Here is a 19873-nt window from a genome sequence, read left to right on the forward strand (position 1 = left end):
ACATGATAGGCAGCCCGGCCAAAACGGCCGGGCGCTGGATTGTTATTTGCCCGACTTGACCTTGGTCCAGCTGCGGGTCATCAGACGTTGCACCTTGGGTGGCAACTCGCTGTTCACGAACAACCGGTCCAGCACTTCCTGCGGCGGATAGACCGCTGCGTCGGTGCGGATCGTCTGGTCCATGAACTCACCCGAGGCCGGGTTGGGGTTGGCATAACCGACTTCATCGCTGACCTTGGCGATCACTTTGGGATCGAGCAGGTAGTTGATGAATGCGCTGGCGGCTTTGACGTTTTTCGAATCAGCCGGAATCGCCAGCATGTCGAACCACAGGTTGGCGCCCTCTTTCGGAATGCTGTACGCAAGCTTCACACCCTTACCGGCTTCTTCGGCGCGGGCCTTGGCCTGGAACACATCGCCCGAGAAACCGGCTGCCACACAGATGTCGCCGTTGGCCAGGTCAGTGATGTATTTGGAGGAGTGGAAGTAGGTCACGTAAGGACGAATCGCCATGAGCTTGGCTTCGGCCTTCTTGTAGTCGGCTTCCTTGGTGCTGTTGGGGTCGAGCCCAAGGTAGTTGAGCATGGCTGGCAGCATTTCGTCAGCGGAGTCGAGGAACGCCACGCCGCAGCTGGACAGCTTTTTGATGTTCTCAGGCTCGAACAGCACAGACCAGGAGTCGATCTTGTCGACACCCAGCGCCGCCTTGACCTTCTCGACGTTGTAACCGATGCCGTTGGTGCCCCATAGGTAAGGCACGGCGTACTGGTTGCCGGGGTCGTTCTTCTCCAGACGCTTGAGCAGCGCCGGGTCGAGGTTTTTGTAATTGGGCAGCAGCGACTTGTCGAGCTTCTGGAACGCGCCCGCCTTGATCTGCTTGCCCAGGAAATGATTGGACGGCACCACCACGTCATAACCGGTGCGGCCAGCCAACAGTTTGGCTTCCAGGGTTTCGTTGGAGTCGAACACGTCGTACATCGGCTTGACGCCGGTCGCGGCTTCGAAGTCCGCCAGCGTGGTCTTGCCGATGTAATCGGACCAGTTATAAATATGCACGGTGGATTCGGCCTGAACACTGGCTGCCAGTGTCAGCCCGGCCGTCACCAGCAAGGCTTTGGAAAAATTAGAAATAGACACCACATGAATCCTTTTAACAGAGAGGCCTGAACGCCGGATGGCATCCGGACGACAAAACCGGCGCGCAACTTACCGTCTATGAGTCCAACCAGCAAAGTTTTCGGCAATTTTCCTGTCTGTTGGAAGCTGCGCGCCCTCAGGCCACGCAGCTTCCACAGGTTTCATGACAGGCTTATTTACCTGATTTGATCTTGGTCCAGCTGCGGGTCATGATCCGCTGAGTCGCGGCAGGCAGATCTGCAATGGCATACAGTTTGGCCTGAACGTCAGCAGGCGGGTAGACGCCCGGATCGCTGGTGATTGCCTTGTCGACCAGAGGCGTAGCCGCCGCGTTGCCGTTCGGGAAGCGCACCGCGTTGGTGATCTCGGCCATGATTTCCGGCTTCATCAGGAAGGTCATGAACTTGTAAGCGCCTTCGACGTTTTCGGCATCCTTGGGAATGGCGACCATGTCGTAGAAGCTGCCAGCACCTTCTTTCGGAATGTTGTAGCTGACCTTGACCTTGCCGCCCGCTTCTTCAGCACGGGATTTGGCCTGGTAGATATCACCCGAGTAACCGACGGCTACGCAGATGTTGCCATTGGCCAGGTCCGAGATGTACTTGGACGAGTGGAAGTAGCCGATCGAAGGACGGATCTTCATGAACAGCGCTTCGGCTTCGGCCAGTTGCTTCTTGTCCTGCGAGTCGGTCGGGTAGCCCAGGTAATGCAGGGCGATCGGCAGCATCTCGGTCGGCGAATCGAGGAAGCTGATGCCGCACGACTTCAGCTTGGCAGCGTTCTCAGGCTTGAACAGCAGGTCCCAGGAGTTGACGGGCGCATCGGCACCCAAGGCAGCCTTGACCTTTTCCGGGTTGATGCCGATACCGATCGAGCCCCACATGTACGGGAAGGCGTGCTTGTTGTCCGGGTCGCTGACCGACACGGCCTTGAGCAGCGATGGGTTCAGGTTTTTCCAGTCAGGCAGCTTGGACTTGTCCAGCTCCTGATAGACGCCCGCCTTGATCTGTTTGGCGAGGAAGTTGTTGGACGGCACCACGATGTCATAGCCGGACTTGCCGGCCAGCAATTTGGCTTCGAGCGTCTCGTTGCTGTCGAAAACGTCGTAGACCACCTTGATGCCCGATTCTTTCTCGAATTTGGCAACGGTATCCGGCGCGATGTAATCGGACCAGTTATAGACGTGCAGCACTTTGTCATCGGCCTGCGCAGCGGTCGCCACGACACCCATCATGGACAGGGCGAGAAGGGTCTTGCCAAATTTTTTCATGCGTAGCTCCAATGTTTTTTTATCACTGACCGATTAGATTAGCGGCTTGTAGCCATTAGTCTGGCAAGTTCAAGGGCAGGCTTTCAAGCCGACACCTGTCGAACAGCCCTTATCCCGCTGAAGAAACGCTTTTTTCTGTGGATAACTGCCTTTCATCAAACAAAACGCAAGCCACTGAGACGCAGCAAATCTGGTGGGAGCGGACTTGTCCGCGAATGCTGCGTTTCAGTCGCTGAACATTTATCGGCTGTACCAACCCTTCGCGGACAAGTCCGCTCCCACAATCAGGTGTGCTTTACACCTGTTCCTACCCTTCCAACGCAGCCAGGGTCAGATCCAGACACGTGCGGGCCTTCTCGACCAACTCATCAATCTGCTCGAACGTGATCACCAGCGGCGGCGCGATGATCATGGTGTCACCTACCGCCCGCATGATCAGGCCATTATCAAAGCAGAAGGTTCGACAGATCATGCCTGCGCCTCTGTCGGTGTAACGCTCCCGCGTCGCCTTGTTCCTGACCAACTCGATGGCGCCCAGCAGGCCGACGCCACGGACTTCGCCCACCAGCGGATGATCGTTCAGCTCACGCAAACGCTTTTGCAAATATGGTGCCGTTTCAGACTTGACCCGTTCGACGATCTTTTCTTCGCGCAGGATACGAATGTTCTCCAGCGCAACGGCGGCGGCCACCGGATGGCCCGAGTAAGTGAAACCGTGGTTGAAATCGCCGCCCTCGTTAAGCACCGCGACGATTTCGTTGCGCACCACCAGCCCGCCCATCGGCACGTAGCCGGAAGTCAGGCCTTTGGCGATGGTCATCATGTCCGGTTTCAGGCCGTAAAAATCGCTACCGAACCACTCACTGGTGCGTCCGAAACCACAAATCACTTCATCGGCCACGAACAGGATGTCGTAACGCGACAGGATCTCTTTGATCTTCGGCCAATAGCTATCTGGCGGCACGATCACGCCACCCGCTCCCTGAATCGGCTCGGCGATGAACGCCCCGACGTTGTCAACGCCCAGCTCAAGAATCTTCTTCTCCAACTGCTCCGCCGCCCAGACACCGAACTCATCCGGCGTCATGTCACCGCCCTCGCCAAACCAGTACGGCTGCGGGATGTGAGCGATACCCGGAATCGGCAGGTCGCCCTGCTCATGCATGTACGTCATGCCGCCCAGACTAGCGCCCGCGACCGTGGAGCCGTGGTAGCCGTTGACGCGGCTGATAATGGTCTTCTTGTTCGGCTGCCCTTTGAGCGCCCAGTAATGGCGAACCATGCGCAGCATGGTGTCATTGCCTTCGGAGCCGGAACCGGTGAAGAACACGTGGTTCATGCCTTCCGGCGCGATGTCGGAAATCGCCTTGGCCAGTTCAAGCACAGGTGGATGCGCGGTCTGGAAGAACAGGTTGTAGTAAGGCAGCTCACGCATCTGCTTGCTGGCGGCATCGGCCAGCTCTTCGCGACCGTAGCCGATGGCCACGCACCACAGGCCGGACATGCCGTCGAGAATGCGATTGCCTTCGCTGTCCCACAGATAAACGCCGTCGGCGCGGATAATGATGCGCGGGCCTTTCTCTTTCAGTTGTTTGTAGTCGCTGAACGGTGCCAAGTGATGCTCGCTGCTCAGGGCTTGCCATTCGAGGGTTTGCGGGTTGTGGTTGGCACTCATGCAGCACGTCCTTTTCAATCTAGTCAGTGAATCGAGCGCCGCATTGAGCAGCGGCGCTCTGCCGGGTCAGACGGCGAACAGCAGGAACTCGCGCTCCCAAGAGCTGATCACCCGCTTGAAATTCTCATGCTCGGCGCGCTTGACCGCGACGTAACCGATGATGAATTTCTTGCCCAGGTACTTCTCGATGGTTTTGCTGTTTTCCATACGCTCCAGCGCATCCTCGATGGTCAGCGGCAGGCGCAGGTTGCGGCGCTCGTAACCGCGACCCACCACCGGCGCGCTCGGGTTGATCCCTTCGACCATGCCGATGAAGCCGCACAACAGGCTGGCGGCAATGGCCAGGTACGGGTTGGCGTCAGCGCCCGGCAGGCGGTTTTCCACCCGGCGATTCTGTGGCCCGGCATCCGGCACACGCAGACCGACAGTGCGATTCTCCTCGCCCCACTCCACGTTCACCGGCGCAGAGGTGTCCGGCAGAAAGCGACGGAACGAGTTCACGTTGGGCGCGAACAGCGGCAGCAGCTCGGGGATGAATTTCTGCAGGCCGCCGACGTGGTTGAGGAACAGCTCGCTCATCGTCCCGTCTTCGTTGGAGAAGATGTTCTGGCCGGTTTCGATGTCGATGATGCTCTGGTGCAGGTGCATGGCGCTGCCGGGCTCGCCGGTCATGGGCTTGGCCATGAAAGTGGCCGCCACGTTGTGCTTGAGCGCGGCTTCACGCATGGTCCGCTTGAATACCAGAATCTGGTCGGCCAGCGACAGGGCGTCGCCATGACGGAAATTGATTTCCATCTGCGCGGTGCCGTCTTCGTGAATCAGCGTATCCAGGTCCAGGTTCTGCAGCTCGCACCAATCGTAGACGTCCTCGAACAGCGGATCGAACTCGTTGGCCGCTTCGATGGAGAACGACTGACGACCGGTTTCCGGACGGCCCGAGCGGCCGACCGGAGGCTGCAGCGGGTAGTCCGGGTCGTCGCTACGCTTGGTCAGGTAAAACTCCATCTCCGGCGCCACGATAGGCTGCCAGCCTTGGTCGGCATAGAGTTTGAGGACCTTCTTGAGTACGTTGCGCGGCGACAGCTCGATGGGGTTGCCTTGCTTGTCGTAGGTATCATGAATGACCTGCGCGGTTGGCTCGATGGCCCAAGGCACCAGGTACACCGCGTTCTGGTCGGGGCGGCAGATCATGTCGATGTCGGCAGGGTCCAGCAGCTCGTAGTAGATCTCGTCTTCTACGTAGTCGCCGGTCACCGTCTGCAACAACACGCTTTCAGGCAGACGCATGCCTTTTTCAGCGATGAATTTGTTGGTCGGGGAGATTTTGCCGCGGGTGATCCCGGTGAGGTCGGACATCATGCATTCGACTTCGGTGATCTTGTGTTCTTTCAACCAATCGGTGAGCTGGTCGAGGTTGGTACTCATAAATACCTCAGGGTTTTGGTGTCCTGATCGCGATCAGGCGTTTTTTAGACGCGTCGGCGTCATGGTGTACAACTCGTTTAAGAAGGCAATAAGGGGTAAGGTGACACTTGCAGTGACACAATTCCAGGCAGCCGCCGTCACACTGGCGAGGTCGCTATAGTGATAGTGTCCAGTATTGAGAATGTAACGGGTAAGGCGCAATGGCAGTTCGAAAGCCTTGGCGATCAGCGATAGCGCATCCTGAGCACGGGTATCACAGGCATGATGGCTGCTCTGCGGATTGGGCATGCGTGTGCCGGTCAAGGGAAGGCGCAGCATTGAACCCCCGGTTTTATTGCTTTATGGGTTGCAATCGAGCTTAGCCGTGTTCATTTTTTTATACAACAACCCGTTAAAAATAAAAGACAGGCTGCTTTTACTGCTATTTAGAAGTGATTTCAGCCCGATTAAAACGCCCCAAAGTGCAGCAAAAAAGACTGTTTTGCGCAGTTTGAGGGCACATTAAAGCGCTATTGACTTCATCATGGCTTTCGGATTGACTGAGACCCGTAATCATTGATGATTGATATTTTTAACAACAAAGGTGTTGCATCATGTCGGTACCCCCGCGTGCCGTTCAGCTTAATGAAGCGAACGCGTTCCTTAAGGAACATCCTGAGGTTCTGTACGTTGACCTTCTGATTGCAGATATGAATGGTGTGGTGCGTGGCAAACGCATCGAACGCACCAGCCTCCATAAGGTTTACGAGAAGGGCATCAACCTGCCTGCCTCTTTATTTGCTCTGGATATCAATGGCTCCACGGTGGAAAGCACCGGCCTGGGCCTGGACATCGGTGATGCTGACCGAATCTGCTATCCAATCCCCGACACCCTGTGCAATGAGCCTTGGCAAAAGCGCCCTACTGCGCAATTGCTGATGACCATGCACGAACTCGAAGGCGACCCGTTTTTCGCCGACCCGCGCGAAGTGCTGCGCCAGGTCGTCGCCAAGTTCGATGAAATGGGCCTGACCATCTGCGCCGCGTTCGAACTGGAGTTCTACCTGATCGATCAGGAGAACGTGAACGGCCGTCCACAACCTCCGCGTTCGCCGATCTCCGGCAAACGCCCGCATTCGACTCAGGTCTACCTGATCGACGACCTCGACGAATACGTCGACTGCCTCCAGGACATTCTGGAAGGTGCGAAAGAGCAAGGCATTCCGGCTGACGCCATCGTCAAGGAAAGCGCCCCGGCACAATTCGAAGTGAACCTGCACCACGTGGCCGACGCCATCAAGGCATGCGACTACGCCGTACTGCTCAAGCGTCTGATCAAGAACATCGCCTACGACCACGAAATGGACACGACCTTCATGGCCAAGCCCTATCCGGGTCAGGCAGGTAATGGTCTGCACGTCCACATCTCGATCCTGGATCGCGATGGCAAGAATATCTTCACCAGCGAGGATCCCGAGCAGAACGCCGCATTACGTCATGCGATCGGCGGTGTGCTCGAGACCCTGCCGGCGCAGATGGCGTTCCTGTGCCCGAACGTCAACTCGTACCGCCGGTTCGGTGCCCAGTTCTACGTGCCCAACTCGCCGACCTGGGGCCTGGACAACCGTACGGTTGCCATCCGGGTTCCAACAGGCACGGCAGACGCCGTACGTATCGAACACCGCGTCGCCGGTGCCGATGCCAACCCGTACCTGCTCATGGCCTCCGTGCTGGCAGGCGTACACCACGGCCTCGTCAACAAGATCGAGCCAGGCGCGCCGGTGGAAGGCAACTCCTACGAGCAGCATGAACAAAGCCTGCCGAACAACCTGCGCGATGCCTTGCGCGAGCTGGACGACAGCGCGGTCATGGCCAAGTACATCGACCCGAAATACATCGATATCTTCGTGGCCTGTAAAGAGAGCGAGCTGGAGGAGTTCGAACACTCCATCTCCGACCTCGAGTACAACTGGTACTTGCACACCGTCTGATTCAGGCTGAGCAACGAAAAACGCCGCAAGCTCTTTGAGCGCTGCGGCGTTTTTCGTGGTGCCCGAAGGTTTTTCAGATACGCCTTACAGCCCGCCGACGTGAAACGCCTTCACTTCCAGGTACTCGTCCAGACCGTAGCTGGAGCCTTCACGGCCAAGACCCGACTGTTTGACGCCGCCGAACGGCGCAACTTCCATCGAGATGATGCCGGTGTTGAGCCCGACCATGCCGAACTCCAACGCCTCGCCAAAACGCCATGAACGACGCAGGTCCTGGGTGAAGTAATACGCACCCAAACCATAGGGCGTGGCGTTGGCCAGCGCCAGCGCCTGGGCTTCGTCGGTAAAGCGCATCAGCGGTGCGACCGGGCCGAAGGTCTCTTCGTTGGCCAGCAGCATGCCTGCGTGGGTATCACCGAGCACGGTTGGCTGGACGAACTGGTTGTCGCCTTCAGGCATACCGCCATACAACAGCTTAGCGCCCTGACTCAGGGCATCGTCGATGTGCCGGGAAACCTTGCTGACCGCTGCCGGGTTGATCAGCGGGCCAATCGTAACGCCCTCTTCCAGGCCGTTGCCGACCTTGAGCTTGGCGACTTCTTCCACCAGCCGTGCAGCGAAGCGGTCGTAGATGCCGTCCTGCACCAGAATGCGGTTGGCGCACACGCAGGTCTGTCCAGCATTACGAAACTTGCTGAGCATGATGCCTGTAACGGCCTGCTCAAGGTCAGCGTCGTCGAACACGATGAAGGGGGCATTACCGCCCAGCTCAAGGCTCAGGCGCTTGATGTGTTCGGCGCTCTGGCGCATCAGTAAACGGCCCACAGCGGTCGAGCCGGTGAAGGAAATCTTGCGCACCACCGGGTTGCCGGTCAGTTCTTCGCCGATCCCGACTGGCATGCCGGTGATGACGTTGAACACGCCTGCCGGAATGCCCACACGCTCGGCCAGCACTGCCAACGCCAGTGCCGAAAGGGGCGTGAGGTCCGAAGGCTTGACGATGATCGGGCAGCCCGCTGCCAGCGCGGGTGCGCATTTGCGGGTGATCATCGCATTCGGGAAGTTCCAGGGCGTGATGGCCGCGCAGACGCCGACCGGCTGCTTGAGCGTCATCAGGCGACGGTCCACGCTCGGCGCAGGAATGGTTTCGCCGTAAGAGCGACGCGCTTCTTCCGCGAACCATTTGACGAAACTGGCGCCGTAGCGGATTTCACCCCGCGACTCGTTCAGCGGCTTGCCTTGCTCGAGGGTCATGATCAGCGCCAGGTCTTCGACGTTTTCCAGCATCGCCTGGTGCCAGCGCTCCAGCAAACCTGCCCGCTCGGCAGCGGGGCGAGCGCGCCAGGCAGGCCAGGCGCGATCGGCGGCTTCGATGGCGCGACGGGTTTCAGCGCCTTGCAGGGCCGGAACCTGAGCGATGACCTCGCCGGTTGCCGGGTCGGTAATGTCCAGTGTCGCGCCGTCGTCGGCAACGATCCACTGCCCATCCACATAAGCACGGTCTACCAGCAGGCTGGGGTCTTTCAAATGGTTCTTGAGCATGGTCGGTCGAGTCCTGTTCCGGGATGACTGCCAGTCTAAGCAGCCATCACAGTCCAGGATGCTGAAAGCAAAGTGTACGAGCTGCGTACGCTGCTGAATTTCGCGCCCGCACGGCAGCCTCTACTGCTTCAGCGAGCCCAGCAAACTTTGCAGAAAGCGCTCGCCAGCATTCATCTGGCTTTCTTCGATGAACTCGTCAGGCTTGTGCGCCTGCTCGATGGACCCAGGCCCGCACACCACCACCGGCACGTTGAGACGCCCGGCGAACAGACCGCCTTCGGTGCCATACGACACCTTGATGTGCTGCGTGCCGGGCTCGGCAAACGCGTGCAGCATGCGCACCGCTTCGACGCTGGGATGCGTTTCAAGCGCGGGGTATTCGTTCATGATTTCGATGTCGATGGCTGCCACGCCGGACAGCTGTCGGGCTTCACGCACCAGCACTTCGGCGCGCTCGCGCAATTGCGCCAGCAACAGGTCCGGATCATCGCCCGGCAGGTTGCGGTATTCGAACTCCAGCGTGCAAAGGTTCGGCACGATGTTCAGCGCCTTGCCGCCATCGATACGACCGATGTGTACGGTGCTGTAAGGGATGTCGTAGCCTTCGTCACGCACGCCCTGCTGCTCGACCTGCTTCTGACTCTTGCGCAGTTCGGCAATGAAGTCGCTGGCCAGATGAATCGCGTTGACCGCACGCGGCGCCAGTGAGGAATGCGCTTCCTGACCCCGGCAATAGGTGCGGTACGAACTCTTGCCTTTGTGACCGACCGCGAACTGCATCAGCGTCGGCTCTCCCACCACGCACAGAAACGGACGCACCGGTGCCAGGTGCAACACGTCCAACAAACGCCGCACGCCCACGCAGCCGATTTCTTCGTCGTGGGACAAGGCCAGTTGCAGCGGTCGCGTCAGGGTCATGTCTGCGGCGTCGAGCATGGCGTCGATGGCCAGCGCGATGAAGCCTTTCATGTCGCAGGTGCCGCGCCCGTAGATACGCCCGTCACGCACCGTCGCCTGAAACGGCGGCACGGTCCACGCCTGTCCTGCAGCAGGCACCACGTCGGTATGCCCGGAGAGCAGAACACCGGGTTGCCCTTGCGGACCGGTACTGGCGAACAGGTTGGCCTTTTTGCCCGTCTCGTCCTTGACGATCAGCGACTCGATGCCCTTGGTCGCCAGCAAGTCGCGAACGTAGTCGATCAGCGCCATGTTCGGCTCCGACGATACGGTTTCGAAAGCAATCAGGCGTTTGAAGATGTCCAGCGCACGCGGTGTCATGAGGCTTTACTCGCAAGTTCTGAGAAGGCGGCAAAACGGCGGATATCGAACGGACTGATCAGCGTTTGGGTACTGCCAGTGCTGATCAGCTCGGCCATGACATCGCCCACACCAGGGCCGAGCTGGAAGCCGTGACCGCAGAAGCCGAACGCGTAATACAGGCCGTCGACCTTGCCGCTGGGGCCCATGATCGGCAATGAGTCCGGCGTGTAGCTTTCGATGCCGCTCCACACGCGAATGATGTTCAGGTTGCCGACGCCCGGCAGCAGACGGCGCATCTGCTGCATGTGATTGATGAGGCTGTTGGGGTCGAAATACGCACGACGGTTGACCATGTCCGGCTTGGTACGCACGCCACCGCCAATGACGATGTTGCCGCGTGCGATCTGGCGGAAATACACCACTTCGTGCGGGATTTTGGTAAACACGCCGATCACCGTCGGCAGTGCATAAGGCACCGGCTCAGTGACAGACATCTGCGGGCCGAAGGTATCCAGTGGCACCGGCTCGCCGAACTGCGCCGAAAGCTTTTCGCCCCAGGCGCCGGCGGTGACCAATAATTGATCAGCGGTGAAGATTCGGCCATCGGTGGTCGTGACCTGAAATTCCCCACCGACCTTTTCGACGTGCAGGACTTCGGTGCGCTCTTCGATTCGAGCGCCAGCGCGAATCGCAGCGCGGGCCCAGGCAGGCGCGGCCAGACGCGGGTTGGCATGGCCGTCGTGGGGCGCATAGGAACCGCCCTTCACGTCCGGCCCGAGAAACGGAAAGCGCTCGTGCAGCTCTTTGCCCCGGAAGACCTTCAGGTCCAGTTCACGCGCTTGGGGCGCAGCCGCGTAGGCGTCGAACTCTTCGATTTCGTCTTCGCGGTAGCACACACGCATGTGGCCGCTGGGCAGAAACTCCAGGTCTTCGCCGATCAGTTGCGGTAGACGCTTCCACAGCGCAAAGGAGCGGTTGGCCAGATCCAGTTGGTCCAGGTGACGCCCTTGCCGGCGCACGTTGCCGAAGTTCACGCCACTGGCGTACTGGCCGACCACGTCGCGCTCCAAAAGTGTTACCGACTTGCCGCGCTGACGCAGGAAAAACGAAGACGCTGCGCCCATCACACCGCCACCGACAATCAGGACATCGACCTTGGGCTGCTTCATGACACCACCTCGTCTGTCATCATCGACAACGGTTTGACCGGGGCCTGCCCACGCTGGCGGCCGACCTGTTCGACCGGTACGCCGGATTCGGCAGCGATCACTTCGGCTCCGGCCTGGGAACAGTAGCGCCCCTGGCAGCGCCCCATGCCAACCCGGCTGAAGGCCTTGGCGCGGTTGACTTCGCAGGCGCCCTTCTCGCGCACGACACCTCGCAGTTCGCCTGCACTGATCATTTCGCAACGGCAGACGATGGCGTCATCGGGCAGCGCCTTGGCCTGCGCGGACGGCCACGGAAACGCCTCCATCAGGCCGACGCGGAAGCGATCCATGACCTCCAGATTCTGCCGCAGGTTATCCACACGCTGGTTATCCACAGGCTTGCCGAGGTCGGCCAGCAACGTCAGCGCGGCCAAGCGCCCCGCCTGCTCGGCCGCATCGGCACCGCGAATTTTCGCGCCATCGCCAGCGGCATAGACGCCCGCGACCGACGTGCGTCCATCGTCATCGACGGCCAGCACCCATTGCCCGGAGGCGTCGTCAAACCTCAGGCCGCAACCGGCCAGATCAGCCAGTTGGGTTTCCGGCCGCAGGTGGTAACCCAGCGCCAGCGCATCGCAATCGACCGTCAGCGCGTTGCCGTTGGCGAGTCGCACCCGCACGCCGCTGACGCCGTTTTTCTCATCACCGAGAATTTCTTCAGGCTTGATCCCCAGATGCACCGGGACTTTGGCGCTGTACAACTGAGCCAGCAGCTTCATGCCATTGAACAGCAGGCCCGGACGTGACAACAGCTTGGGCATCGCGCCAATGCGCTTGCTGAAGGGCGAGGTGTCGAGCACCGCTGCCACATCGGCACCGGCTTTGACGTACTGACTGGCGACCAGATACAGCAATGGGCCGCTGCCCATGAACACCACGCGGCTGCCAATCGACACGGACTGCGACTTGAGCGCAATCTGCGAGCCGCCCAGGCTGTAAGTGCCTGCCAGTTGCCAGCCCTTTATCGGCATCAAACGGTCGGTCGCGCCCGCGCACAGGATCAGCGCGTCGTATTCCACGACGGTGTGCAGGCCCTTGCTGACGCAGCACAACTGACCCGGTGTAAGGTTCCAGGCCAGGGTATCGGGGCGGTAATCGATCTGGCTGCGCAGGCGGTCGAAGCTTTCGTGCAGGTCGCGGGCTTTGGCCGCTTCGGTGCCGTACAGCGCCGAGTAATCGCGCTTGAAGCCTTCCGGCTGGCGACGGTAGATCTGTCCGCCGTCGCGACGGTTCTCGTCAATCAGGATCGGTTTGATCCCCGCCGCCAAAAGGGTTTCGGCGCAGCGAGTGCCTGCGGGGCCAGCGCCGACGATGACCACGCGAGGGCTGCCGGTGTGGCTGACGTTCAGCCGTGGAGAAGTGGCCATTTCGCCTCCGGTTGGGTGGTGACGATATCGAGTCCTTCACGGACTTCGTTGGAGCAGGCGCGCAGCCGCTCGCCGCTGCGGGTCCAGACCCAGCAGTCCTGGCAGGCCCCCATCAGACAAAAACCCGCTCGACGCCCCGAATCGAATTCGGACTGGCGCAAGGCCGTGCCGCCGGTCAGCAGCGCGACCATCAGGGTGTCGCCCTGCAAGGCTTCGACAGGCGCACCGTCGACGATCAGGCTGACGACGGGACGATCACGCTCCCCCAGTCTTACGAAACGGCCGCTCATGCGTAGGCTCCTGCGTGTTCCGGGTTAAGCGTGTTCCGACCGTCCTGCAGCTCGCCGCTGTCACGGTGGCAGAGAATTTCGCTGCCGCCCTCAATGTAGCGACGACTGGGTGCGGTCTTGTTGCACAGCCCCTCGATACGGACCGGGCAGCGGTTGAGAAAGGTGCACAGTTCGGGGGTGTTTGACGGCGCGCTGATCGGCGGCAGCTTGCCGTGGGTCACGCCACAGCTTTCCAGCCAGCCCTGTCGCAGCTCCGGCACCGAGCTGACCAGCAGGTCGGTGTAAGGATGGAACGGCGCCTGATTGAACGACTCCCGGCTGCCTTCCTCCACCTTGTGGCCGCTGTACATCACCACGATGTCATCGCACAGCGCGCGTACCGTGGAGATGTCGTGGCTGATGAACAGGTAGGAAACACCCAGCTTGCGGCGCAGATCGCCAAGCAGTTCGAGAATGCAGGCACCGACCACGGTATCCAGCGCCGAGGTGACTTCGTCGCACAGGATCAGGTCCGGCTTGGCTGCCAGGGCGCGGGCCAGATTGACGCGTTGCTTCTGGCCACCCGACAGTTCGTTGGGACGACGGTCGGCCAGTTCGCGCGGCAGACGCACCAAGTCCATCAATTCGTGAATGCGATCACGCAGTGCCTTGCCCTTGAGGTTGAAATACATCTTCAGCGGACGGGCCAGAATCGCGCTGACGTTGTGCATCGGGTTGAGTGCGGTGTCGGCATTCTGGAACACCATCTGGATGCGCCGGAACTGGTCTTCGGTACGCCCGGCCAGATCGCCGGACAACGGCGCGCCATCAAACGTCAGGCTGCCCTGTGCAGGGTCAAGCAGACCGGCGACCACACGGGCCAGCGTGGATTTCCCCGACCCGGACTCGCCAATCACGCCGATGGCCTGGCCACGGCGGATCGTCAGGTCGATGTTTTCCAGCACCCGGATCATCGGCATGCCTTGCAGATCTTTTTTGCCATAGCCTGCGGTCAGGCCCTTGATGGTCAGCAGCGTGCTGTCCTTGACCATGTCGCTGGCTGGCGACAGTTTTGCGTCGGGTCGGGCGGCGGCGAGCAGGCTGCGGGTGTATTCGTCTTCCGGCCCCTTGAGCAACGCCTCCGTGCTGCCCTGCTCGATGACCTTGCCGCCGTTGAGCACGACGATCTGGTCGGCCATCTGCGCCACGACCGCCAGATCGTGGGAAACATAGACCGCCGTCGCACCACGGTCCCGCACCACGTGCTTGAACGCACGCAACACGTCGATCTGGGTGGTCACGTCCAGCGCAGTGGTTGGCTCATCGAGGATCACCAGCAACGGGTCACTGATCAGTGCCATCGCCGCCATGACCCGCTGCAACTGCCCGCCCGACACCTGGTGCGGATACCGCTGACCGATGGTTTCGGGATTGGGCAACGCCAGGTCGCGGAACAGGTCGACGGCTTTTCGCTGCAGTTCCGAGCGACTGCCCAGGCCATGAATCAGCGCGCCTTCGATCACTTGGTCGATCAGCTTTTTCGCCGGATTGAACGCCGCCGCCGCGCTTTGCGCAATGTACGAAACCCGATTGCCGCGCAGGCCTTGCAGCTGGCTCTCCGGCAGACTGAGCATGTCGTGCTCGCCGACCTGCACCACGCCACCGGCAAGCTTGCAGCCACGCCGGGCATAACCCAGCAACGCCAGAGCGATCGTGGTCTTTCCGGAACCGGACTCGCCAATCAGCGCCAGCACTTCGCCTTTCTCCAGTGCGAAGCTGACGCCTTTGACGATTTCCAGCTCACCCTTGTCGGTGTCAGCCACGACGCGCAGGTCTTGCACCCGAATCAATTGACTCATATCAGTGCCCTCCCGAGCGTCGGCTGCGCCGTGATGACAGGCGGTCGATGAACAGATTCACGCCAATGGTCAGCGAGCCGATCGCCAGCGCAGGAATCACGATGGCTGGCGCGCCCTGATTGAGGCCGCCGATGTTTTCACGCACCAGCGAGCCGAGGTCGGCATCGGGCGGTTGCACGCCCAGCCCCAGAAAGCTCATGCCGCTGAGCAGCAGTACGATGAAGCCGAAGCGCAGGCCAAGATCGGTCAATACCGGGTTGAGCATGTTCGGCAGGATTTCGCGGCAAGCGATGTACAGGCGGCCTTCGCCACGGGTGCGCGCCACCTGCACGTACTCCAGCGCCTCGATGTTCACCGCCATGCTGCGAGCGATACGGAACGCGCCCGGCGTGTAGCTCAGCACCGCCGTACACACCAGCAGCACTTCGGAGGAGCCGAACGCCGACACCATGATCAGCGCGAGCATCTTGCTGGGAATCGAAATGAATGCGTCCATCAGGCGGCTGATGATTTCATCCAGCCACTTGGGCGCGACCACCGAGAGCAGTGCGCACATCGTGCCGATGCCGCTGGCCAGTACGGCGGAGATCAACGCCAGACCGACCGTGAAGCGCGCGCCGATCAGCACACGGCTGAGCATGTCGCGGCCCAGGTAGTCCGTACCGAACGGAAAGGCCGCACTCATGTTCTCGAACACGTTATCGGACACCACCTCACCCACCGGATGCGGTGCGAGCCACGGACCGAACAGCGCGATCATCAGCCAGAAAAAGCAGACCGCCGCGCCCACCAGGCCCAGCCAGGCGATCTTGCGAGGTGCGCGCACCGGAGTCGCGGGCGTAGACGTCTCAATGATTGGGTTCATTGGTTTCTCAGCCTCGGGTTGGAAAGAATGGCACACAGGTCGGCCAGCAGCACCAACCCAAGGTAAGCAGCACAGAACAGCATGGTGCACGCCTGAACCAGCGCCATGTCGCGATTGGTCACGGCATCGACCATCAGGCTGGCAATGCCTGGGTAGTTGAAGATGGTTTCAACGATCACCACCCCGCCCAGCAGGTACGACAGGCTCAAGGCAACCGCGTTGACAATAGGACCGATGGCGTTGGGCAGGGCGTGTTGCAACACGATACGCACGGGGCTCACACCCTTGAGTCGGGCCATCTCGACGTAGGGGCTGTCGAGTTGATCGATGACAGCGGCACGGGTCATGCGTGCCATCTGGGCGACGATCACGCAGCACAGGGTCATGACCGGCAACGCATAGGTGCGCATGAATTGCAGCGGCGTACTGGCGTCACCACCATAGGACAGCGCTGACAGCCAGCCCAGTTTGACGGCGAAGATCAGCACCGCCAGCGTAGCGACCAGAAATTCGGGCACCGCCACCAGTGACAGGGTGACGAAGTTCAGCGCACTGTCGATACGCCCGCCCCGGCCCATTGCCGCCCCGATGCCCAGCATCAAGGCGACTGGAACCGACACCAGCGCGGTGGTCGCCGCCAGCATCAGGGTGTTGGGAAAGCGCCCGGCAATCAGATCGGAAACCGGCATCGCGTTGGATACCGACTCGCCGAAGTTGCCGCCCAGCAGGTTCATCAACCACGTGAGATAACGCACCACACCCGGTTGATCCAGGCCCAGCTTCGTACGCAAGGCCGCAACCTGTTCAGGTGTCGCGAACTGTCCAAGTGCCTGCTGCGCCGCATCTCCCGGCAGTACCGCCGTAATGGCGAAGACCACCATTGAAACGATCAGCAGGGTCACGATCGCAGCACCGAAGCGCTGCAGGATCAACCCGAGTGTGTTGCTGTTCATCTGTACCCTCCCGCTCGGATTACAGCCGTTTTCACGCGTCCAGCCAGACTTGCTCGCTGAACATGTAGCCCATGAAACCGCCCAGCGGATTGCTGGAGTAGCCTTGAACACGCTTGTCCACACCGTCGATGTTGCTGATGAACACCGGGATGCCGATGCCGCAGTTCTGGCTGACCAGGGTCTGCATGTCGCCATACATCTTGGCGCGCTTGTCATCGTCGGTTTCGCCACGTGCCAGCATCAGCAACTGGTCGAACTGATCGTTTTTCCAGCCTGATTCATTCCACGGCGCAGAGGACTGGAAGAACTGCGAAAAAATCACGTCGGCGTTAGGGCGCGGGTTGATGTTGCCGAAGCTCAGCGGGTGCTTCATCCAGTGATTTGACCAGTAGCCATCGCTCGGCAGGCGGTTGACGTTGAGCGTCAGCCCGGCCTGTTTGGCCGATTGCTGCAACAGTACGGCAATATCGACCGAACCTGTGGCCGCAGGCGACGCTGCAACGGCCATCGTGATCTTTTCCATACCGGCTTTCTTGAGCAGAAATTTTGCCTTCTCGGGATCGTAAGGACGCTGCGGCAGGTCGGCATTGAAGTAACGCGAACCCGGCGCGATCGGGTGGTCATTGCCGACGCGGGCGTAGCCACGGAACACCGCCGACTTGACCTGCTCACGGTCCAGCAGGTACTTCATGGCCTCGGTGAAGTCCGGGCTTTTGCCGGGCATCTGGTCCTGACGAATGATCAGATCGGTGTAGTTGCCCGATGGCGCATCGACCACGCGGTGCTTGTCACTGGCCGCGATACGGCTGGTGGAGCGCGGATTGACCTCGTTGATCATGTGTACGTCGCCCGACAACAACGCGTTGACCCGCGAAGGCTCGTCGGCAATGGCGATGAATTCGATCTCGTCCAGGTACGGCAGGCCCGGTTTCCAGTAGTTGGGGTTACGCACACCGACCGAACGCACGCCAGGGTTGAACTCCTTGACCTTGAACGGACCGGTGCCGTTGCCCTTGCTGAAATCGGTGGTGCCCTCGGGCACGATCAGCAGGTGCGAGACGGCGAGGATCGATGGCAGCTCGGCGTTCGGCGAGCTGAGGGTGATCTGCACTTCCAATGGGCCGGTGGCCTTGATCTCGGAAAACTGCGCCATCAGCGGCATCACTTTCGAGCCGGTGGCCGGGTCTTTATGGCGCGACAGGGAGAACACGACGTCGCCTGCGGTCAGCGACTTGCCGTCGTGGAACGTCACGTCCTTGCGCAGGGTAATCGTCCAGACAGTGGCGTCCTTGTTCTCGATCTTCTCGGCCAGCTCCATGTGCGGGACCAGGTGGCTGTCGAAGCGAGTCAGGCCGTTGTAGAACATGTAGTGACGCACGTAGTCGGTGGACAGTGCGCCTTTCGCAGGGTCGAGTGTGTCGGCTGTAGAGCTGGACATGCCCGCCACACGAATGCGACCGCCGGGCTTGCCTTTCACAGGCGCCGCGTCGTCATCGGCGAACACTTTGCCGGCAGCGCCGAACAGGCTGGTGGAGCCTGCCGCAACCACACCGGCGACGCCCAGCATACGAAGTGCATCACGACGCGAAAGGCCGCGGTTGAGACCCTCGAAAACACGCAGGCTGTCTTCGCCTGTGATCAGCGGGGAATCGTTTTTCTTATCAGCCATATCAGTTCTACCTGTCGAAAAAGGGAAATTCCGAGTTGCTCACGGTTGACCGGAGCGTCCTTCAAACACACACGACGACGGTGAAACACAGCACTCAGTGACGACTGTCCTGATAGCGGTAGTAAGCGCCCACCAGCGGCAGGAACCAAGGTTTGCCGAAGTGCCCGGGAATGGCCGGCCAGTTCAGGTCCTTCCAGGGATTGGCCTGCGCCTTGCCTTCCATGACGTCTGCCATGACCTGCCCCATGTGCACCGACATCTGCACGCCGTGACCGCTGTAGCCCATCGAGTAGAAGACGCCGTCGTGCTCGCCTGCACGCGGCAAACGATCGGACGTCATGTCCACCAGACCGCCCCAGCAGTAATCGACCTTTACCTGCGCCAGTTGCGGAAACATCTGGATCATGGCCGCCTGCAGCACCTTGCCGCTTTTGGCGTCGGAGCTGCTGTTGGACATGGCGAAACGTGCGCGCCCGCCGAACAGCAAACGGTTATCGGGGGTGAGGCGGAAATAGTTGCCGATCAACCGACTGGTCACGTACGCACGCTGGTTGGGAAACAACTGGTCGATCAGGCTTTGTGGCAGCACTTCGGTGACGATCACAAAACTGCCGACAGGCACGATACGGCGGCGATACCAGCCCAGCCCACCGTGCTGACAAGCACCTGTTGCGAGAAACACCTGCCTGGCCTGAATGGAACCTTTCGAGGTGTTGACCACAAAGCCGTTGCGGTTGGCTTTCCAGTCCTTGACCGTCGTGTCCTGGTAAACGCGCGCGCCGTGACGCACAGCCGCATCGGCCAGCCCCAGGCCGAAGCGGCCCACATGAATCTGTACGCCATTACGCTGCAGAAGTCCGCCGTGGAACTCGTCCGAGCCGATTTCGGAACGGACGTCCTGCGCCGACAGCAGCTCGACATCGGCATCAACCTCACGACGGATCAGCTCGCAGGTGCGCGCCAGTCCTTCGTAATGACCCGGTTTGGCGGCCAGCTTCAACTTGCCGTTGCGCTTGATGTCGCAGGCAATGCTTTCCTGCTCGATCACGCTGACAACGCTTTGCACCGCACTTTCATACGCTTTGTAAAACTCGCGGGCCTGAGCGGGACCCAATGTGGCGCTCAACGACGCGTAATCCTGCGCCACTCCGGTATTGCACTGTCCACCGTTGCGGCCGGACGCTTCGCCGATTACTCGGCCGGCATCCACCACCACCACGCTGGCACCTTTCAAGGCCAATGCACGCGCTGCCGACAGTCCGGTGAAACCGCCACCGACCACCACCACGTCAGCCTGCCCCTCCACCGCGCCTGCCTGCGCGCCGGTGAAATCTGGAGCCGTATCGAGCCAGTAGGACTCACTGCGCATCTTGTTCCCCTTGTCACTCATGGAAGAGCACCTTG

The 19873-nt window shown here is 60.5% G+C and carries 16 protein-coding genes; 1 reads left to right on the forward strand and 15 read right to left on the reverse strand.

The genetic code is table 11. The features are described 5' to 3' along the window. Nucleotides 1-42: 42 nt before the first annotated feature. The 5 genes from ALP40_RS20760 to ALP40_RS25455 all read right to left on the reverse strand — a co-directional run bounded on the left by ALP40_RS20760 (nt 43) and on the right by ALP40_RS25455 (nt 5825). Nucleotides 43-1137: a polyamine ABC transporter substrate-binding protein gene (locus tag ALP40_RS20760; RefSeq protein WP_122210061.1), complete on the reverse strand. Its 1095-nt coding sequence runs from the start codon at nt 1135-1137 to the stop codon at nt 43-45. A 172-nt stretch (nt 1138-1309) separates the two neighbouring features. After that, complete coding sequence (locus ALP40_RS20765; protein ID WP_122210062.1) at nt 1310-2407, reverse strand: polyamine ABC transporter substrate-binding protein; 1098 nt, start codon at nt 2405-2407, stop codon at nt 1310-1312. A gap of 307 nt (nt 2408-2714) precedes the next feature. After that, nucleotides 2715-4082, reverse strand: coding sequence for an aspartate aminotransferase family protein (locus ALP40_RS20770; protein WP_122210063.1), 1368 nt, complete (start codon nt 4080-4082; stop codon nt 2715-2717). A gap of 66 nt (nt 4083-4148) precedes the next feature. Next, nucleotides 4149-5507 carry a glutamine synthetase family protein gene (locus ALP40_RS20775; RefSeq protein ID WP_122210064.1) on the reverse strand — a complete coding sequence of 453 codons (1359 nt, stop codon included), beginning with the start codon at nt 5505-5507 and terminating at the stop codon, nt 4149-4151. Between the two features lie 33 nt (nt 5508-5540). Next, the gene (locus ALP40_RS25455; RefSeq protein ID WP_147478349.1) at nt 5541-5825 is read right to left on the reverse strand and encodes a hypothetical protein; all 285 of its coding nucleotides are present in this window, start codon (nt 5823-5825) and stop codon (nt 5541-5543) included. 275 nt (nt 5826-6100) lie between these two features. Here ALP40_RS25455 and ALP40_RS20780 point away from each other — a divergent pair, with 275 nt between their 5' ends. Continuing rightward, complete coding sequence (locus ALP40_RS20780) at nt 6101-7477, forward strand: glutamine synthetase family protein (protein ID WP_029243588.1); 1377 nt, start codon at nt 6101-6103, stop codon at nt 7475-7477. Between the two features lie 84 nt (nt 7478-7561). Here the strand turns inward: ALP40_RS20780 and ALP40_RS20785 are convergent, their stop codons facing one another. The 10 genes from ALP40_RS20785 to ALP40_RS20830 form a co-directional block, all read right to left on the reverse strand. After that, nucleotides 7562-9019: an NAD-dependent succinate-semialdehyde dehydrogenase gene (locus ALP40_RS20785; RefSeq protein ID WP_122210065.1), complete on the reverse strand. Its 1458-nt coding sequence runs from the start codon at nt 9017-9019 to the stop codon at nt 7562-7564. Between the two features lie 120 nt (nt 9020-9139). Beyond that, nucleotides 9140-10297, reverse strand: coding sequence for an acetylornithine deacetylase (argE, locus tag ALP40_RS20790; RefSeq protein WP_122210066.1), 1158 nt, complete (start codon nt 10295-10297; stop codon nt 9140-9142). Beyond that, the gene (locus ALP40_RS20795) at nt 10294-11448 is read right to left on the reverse strand and encodes an FAD-binding oxidoreductase (RefSeq protein ID WP_122210067.1); all 1155 of its coding nucleotides are present in this window, start codon (nt 11446-11448) and stop codon (nt 10294-10296) included. Before ALP40_RS20795 ends, argE begins: the two co-directional genes overlap by 4 nt. Continuing rightward, on the reverse strand, nt 11445-12854 hold the full coding sequence (locus tag ALP40_RS20800; protein ID WP_122210068.1) for an NAD(P)/FAD-dependent oxidoreductase: 1410 nt from the start codon (nt 12852-12854) through the stop codon (nt 11445-11447). Before ALP40_RS20800 ends, ALP40_RS20795 begins: the two co-directional genes overlap by 4 nt. After that, nucleotides 12833-13144 carry a (2Fe-2S)-binding protein gene (locus ALP40_RS20805; RefSeq protein WP_122210069.1) on the reverse strand — a complete coding sequence of 104 codons (312 nt, stop codon included), beginning with the start codon at nt 13142-13144 and terminating at the stop codon, nt 12833-12835. Before ALP40_RS20805 ends, ALP40_RS20800 begins: the two co-directional genes overlap by 22 nt. Then, nucleotides 13141-14982 carry an ABC transporter ATP-binding protein gene (locus ALP40_RS20810; RefSeq protein ID WP_122210070.1) on the reverse strand — a complete coding sequence of 614 codons (1842 nt, stop codon included), beginning with the start codon at nt 14980-14982 and terminating at the stop codon, nt 13141-13143. The genes ALP40_RS20805 and ALP40_RS20810 overlap by 4 nt, the downstream gene beginning before the upstream one ends. Before the next feature lies 1 nt (nt 14983). After that, nucleotides 14984-15847 (reverse strand): ABC transporter permease, encoded by an 864-nt coding sequence (locus ALP40_RS20815; protein WP_122210071.1) that lies wholly within the window; start codon nt 15845-15847, stop codon nt 14984-14986. Beyond that, nucleotides 15844-16800: an ABC transporter permease gene (locus ALP40_RS20820; RefSeq protein ID WP_122210072.1), complete on the reverse strand. Its 957-nt coding sequence runs from the start codon at nt 16798-16800 to the stop codon at nt 15844-15846. The genes ALP40_RS20815 and ALP40_RS20820 overlap by 4 nt, the downstream gene beginning before the upstream one ends. 31 nt (nt 16801-16831) lie before the next feature. Beyond that, nucleotides 16832-18469, reverse strand: a complete 1638-nt coding sequence (locus tag ALP40_RS20825; protein WP_122210073.1) for an ABC transporter substrate-binding protein — start codon at nt 18467-18469, stop codon at nt 16832-16834. A 94-nt stretch (nt 18470-18563) separates the two neighbouring features. Then, a complete protein-coding gene (locus ALP40_RS20830; protein WP_122210380.1) occupies nt 18564-19838 on the reverse strand; it encodes an FAD-binding oxidoreductase in 1275 nt (424 codons plus the stop codon). Nucleotides 19839-19873: the final 35 nt, after the last annotated feature.

The organism is Pseudomonas viridiflava (genome assembly GCF_003702045.1).
Taxonomy (GTDB): Bacteria; Pseudomonadota; Gammaproteobacteria; order Pseudomonadales; family Pseudomonadaceae; genus Aquipseudomonas; species Aquipseudomonas viridiflava_C.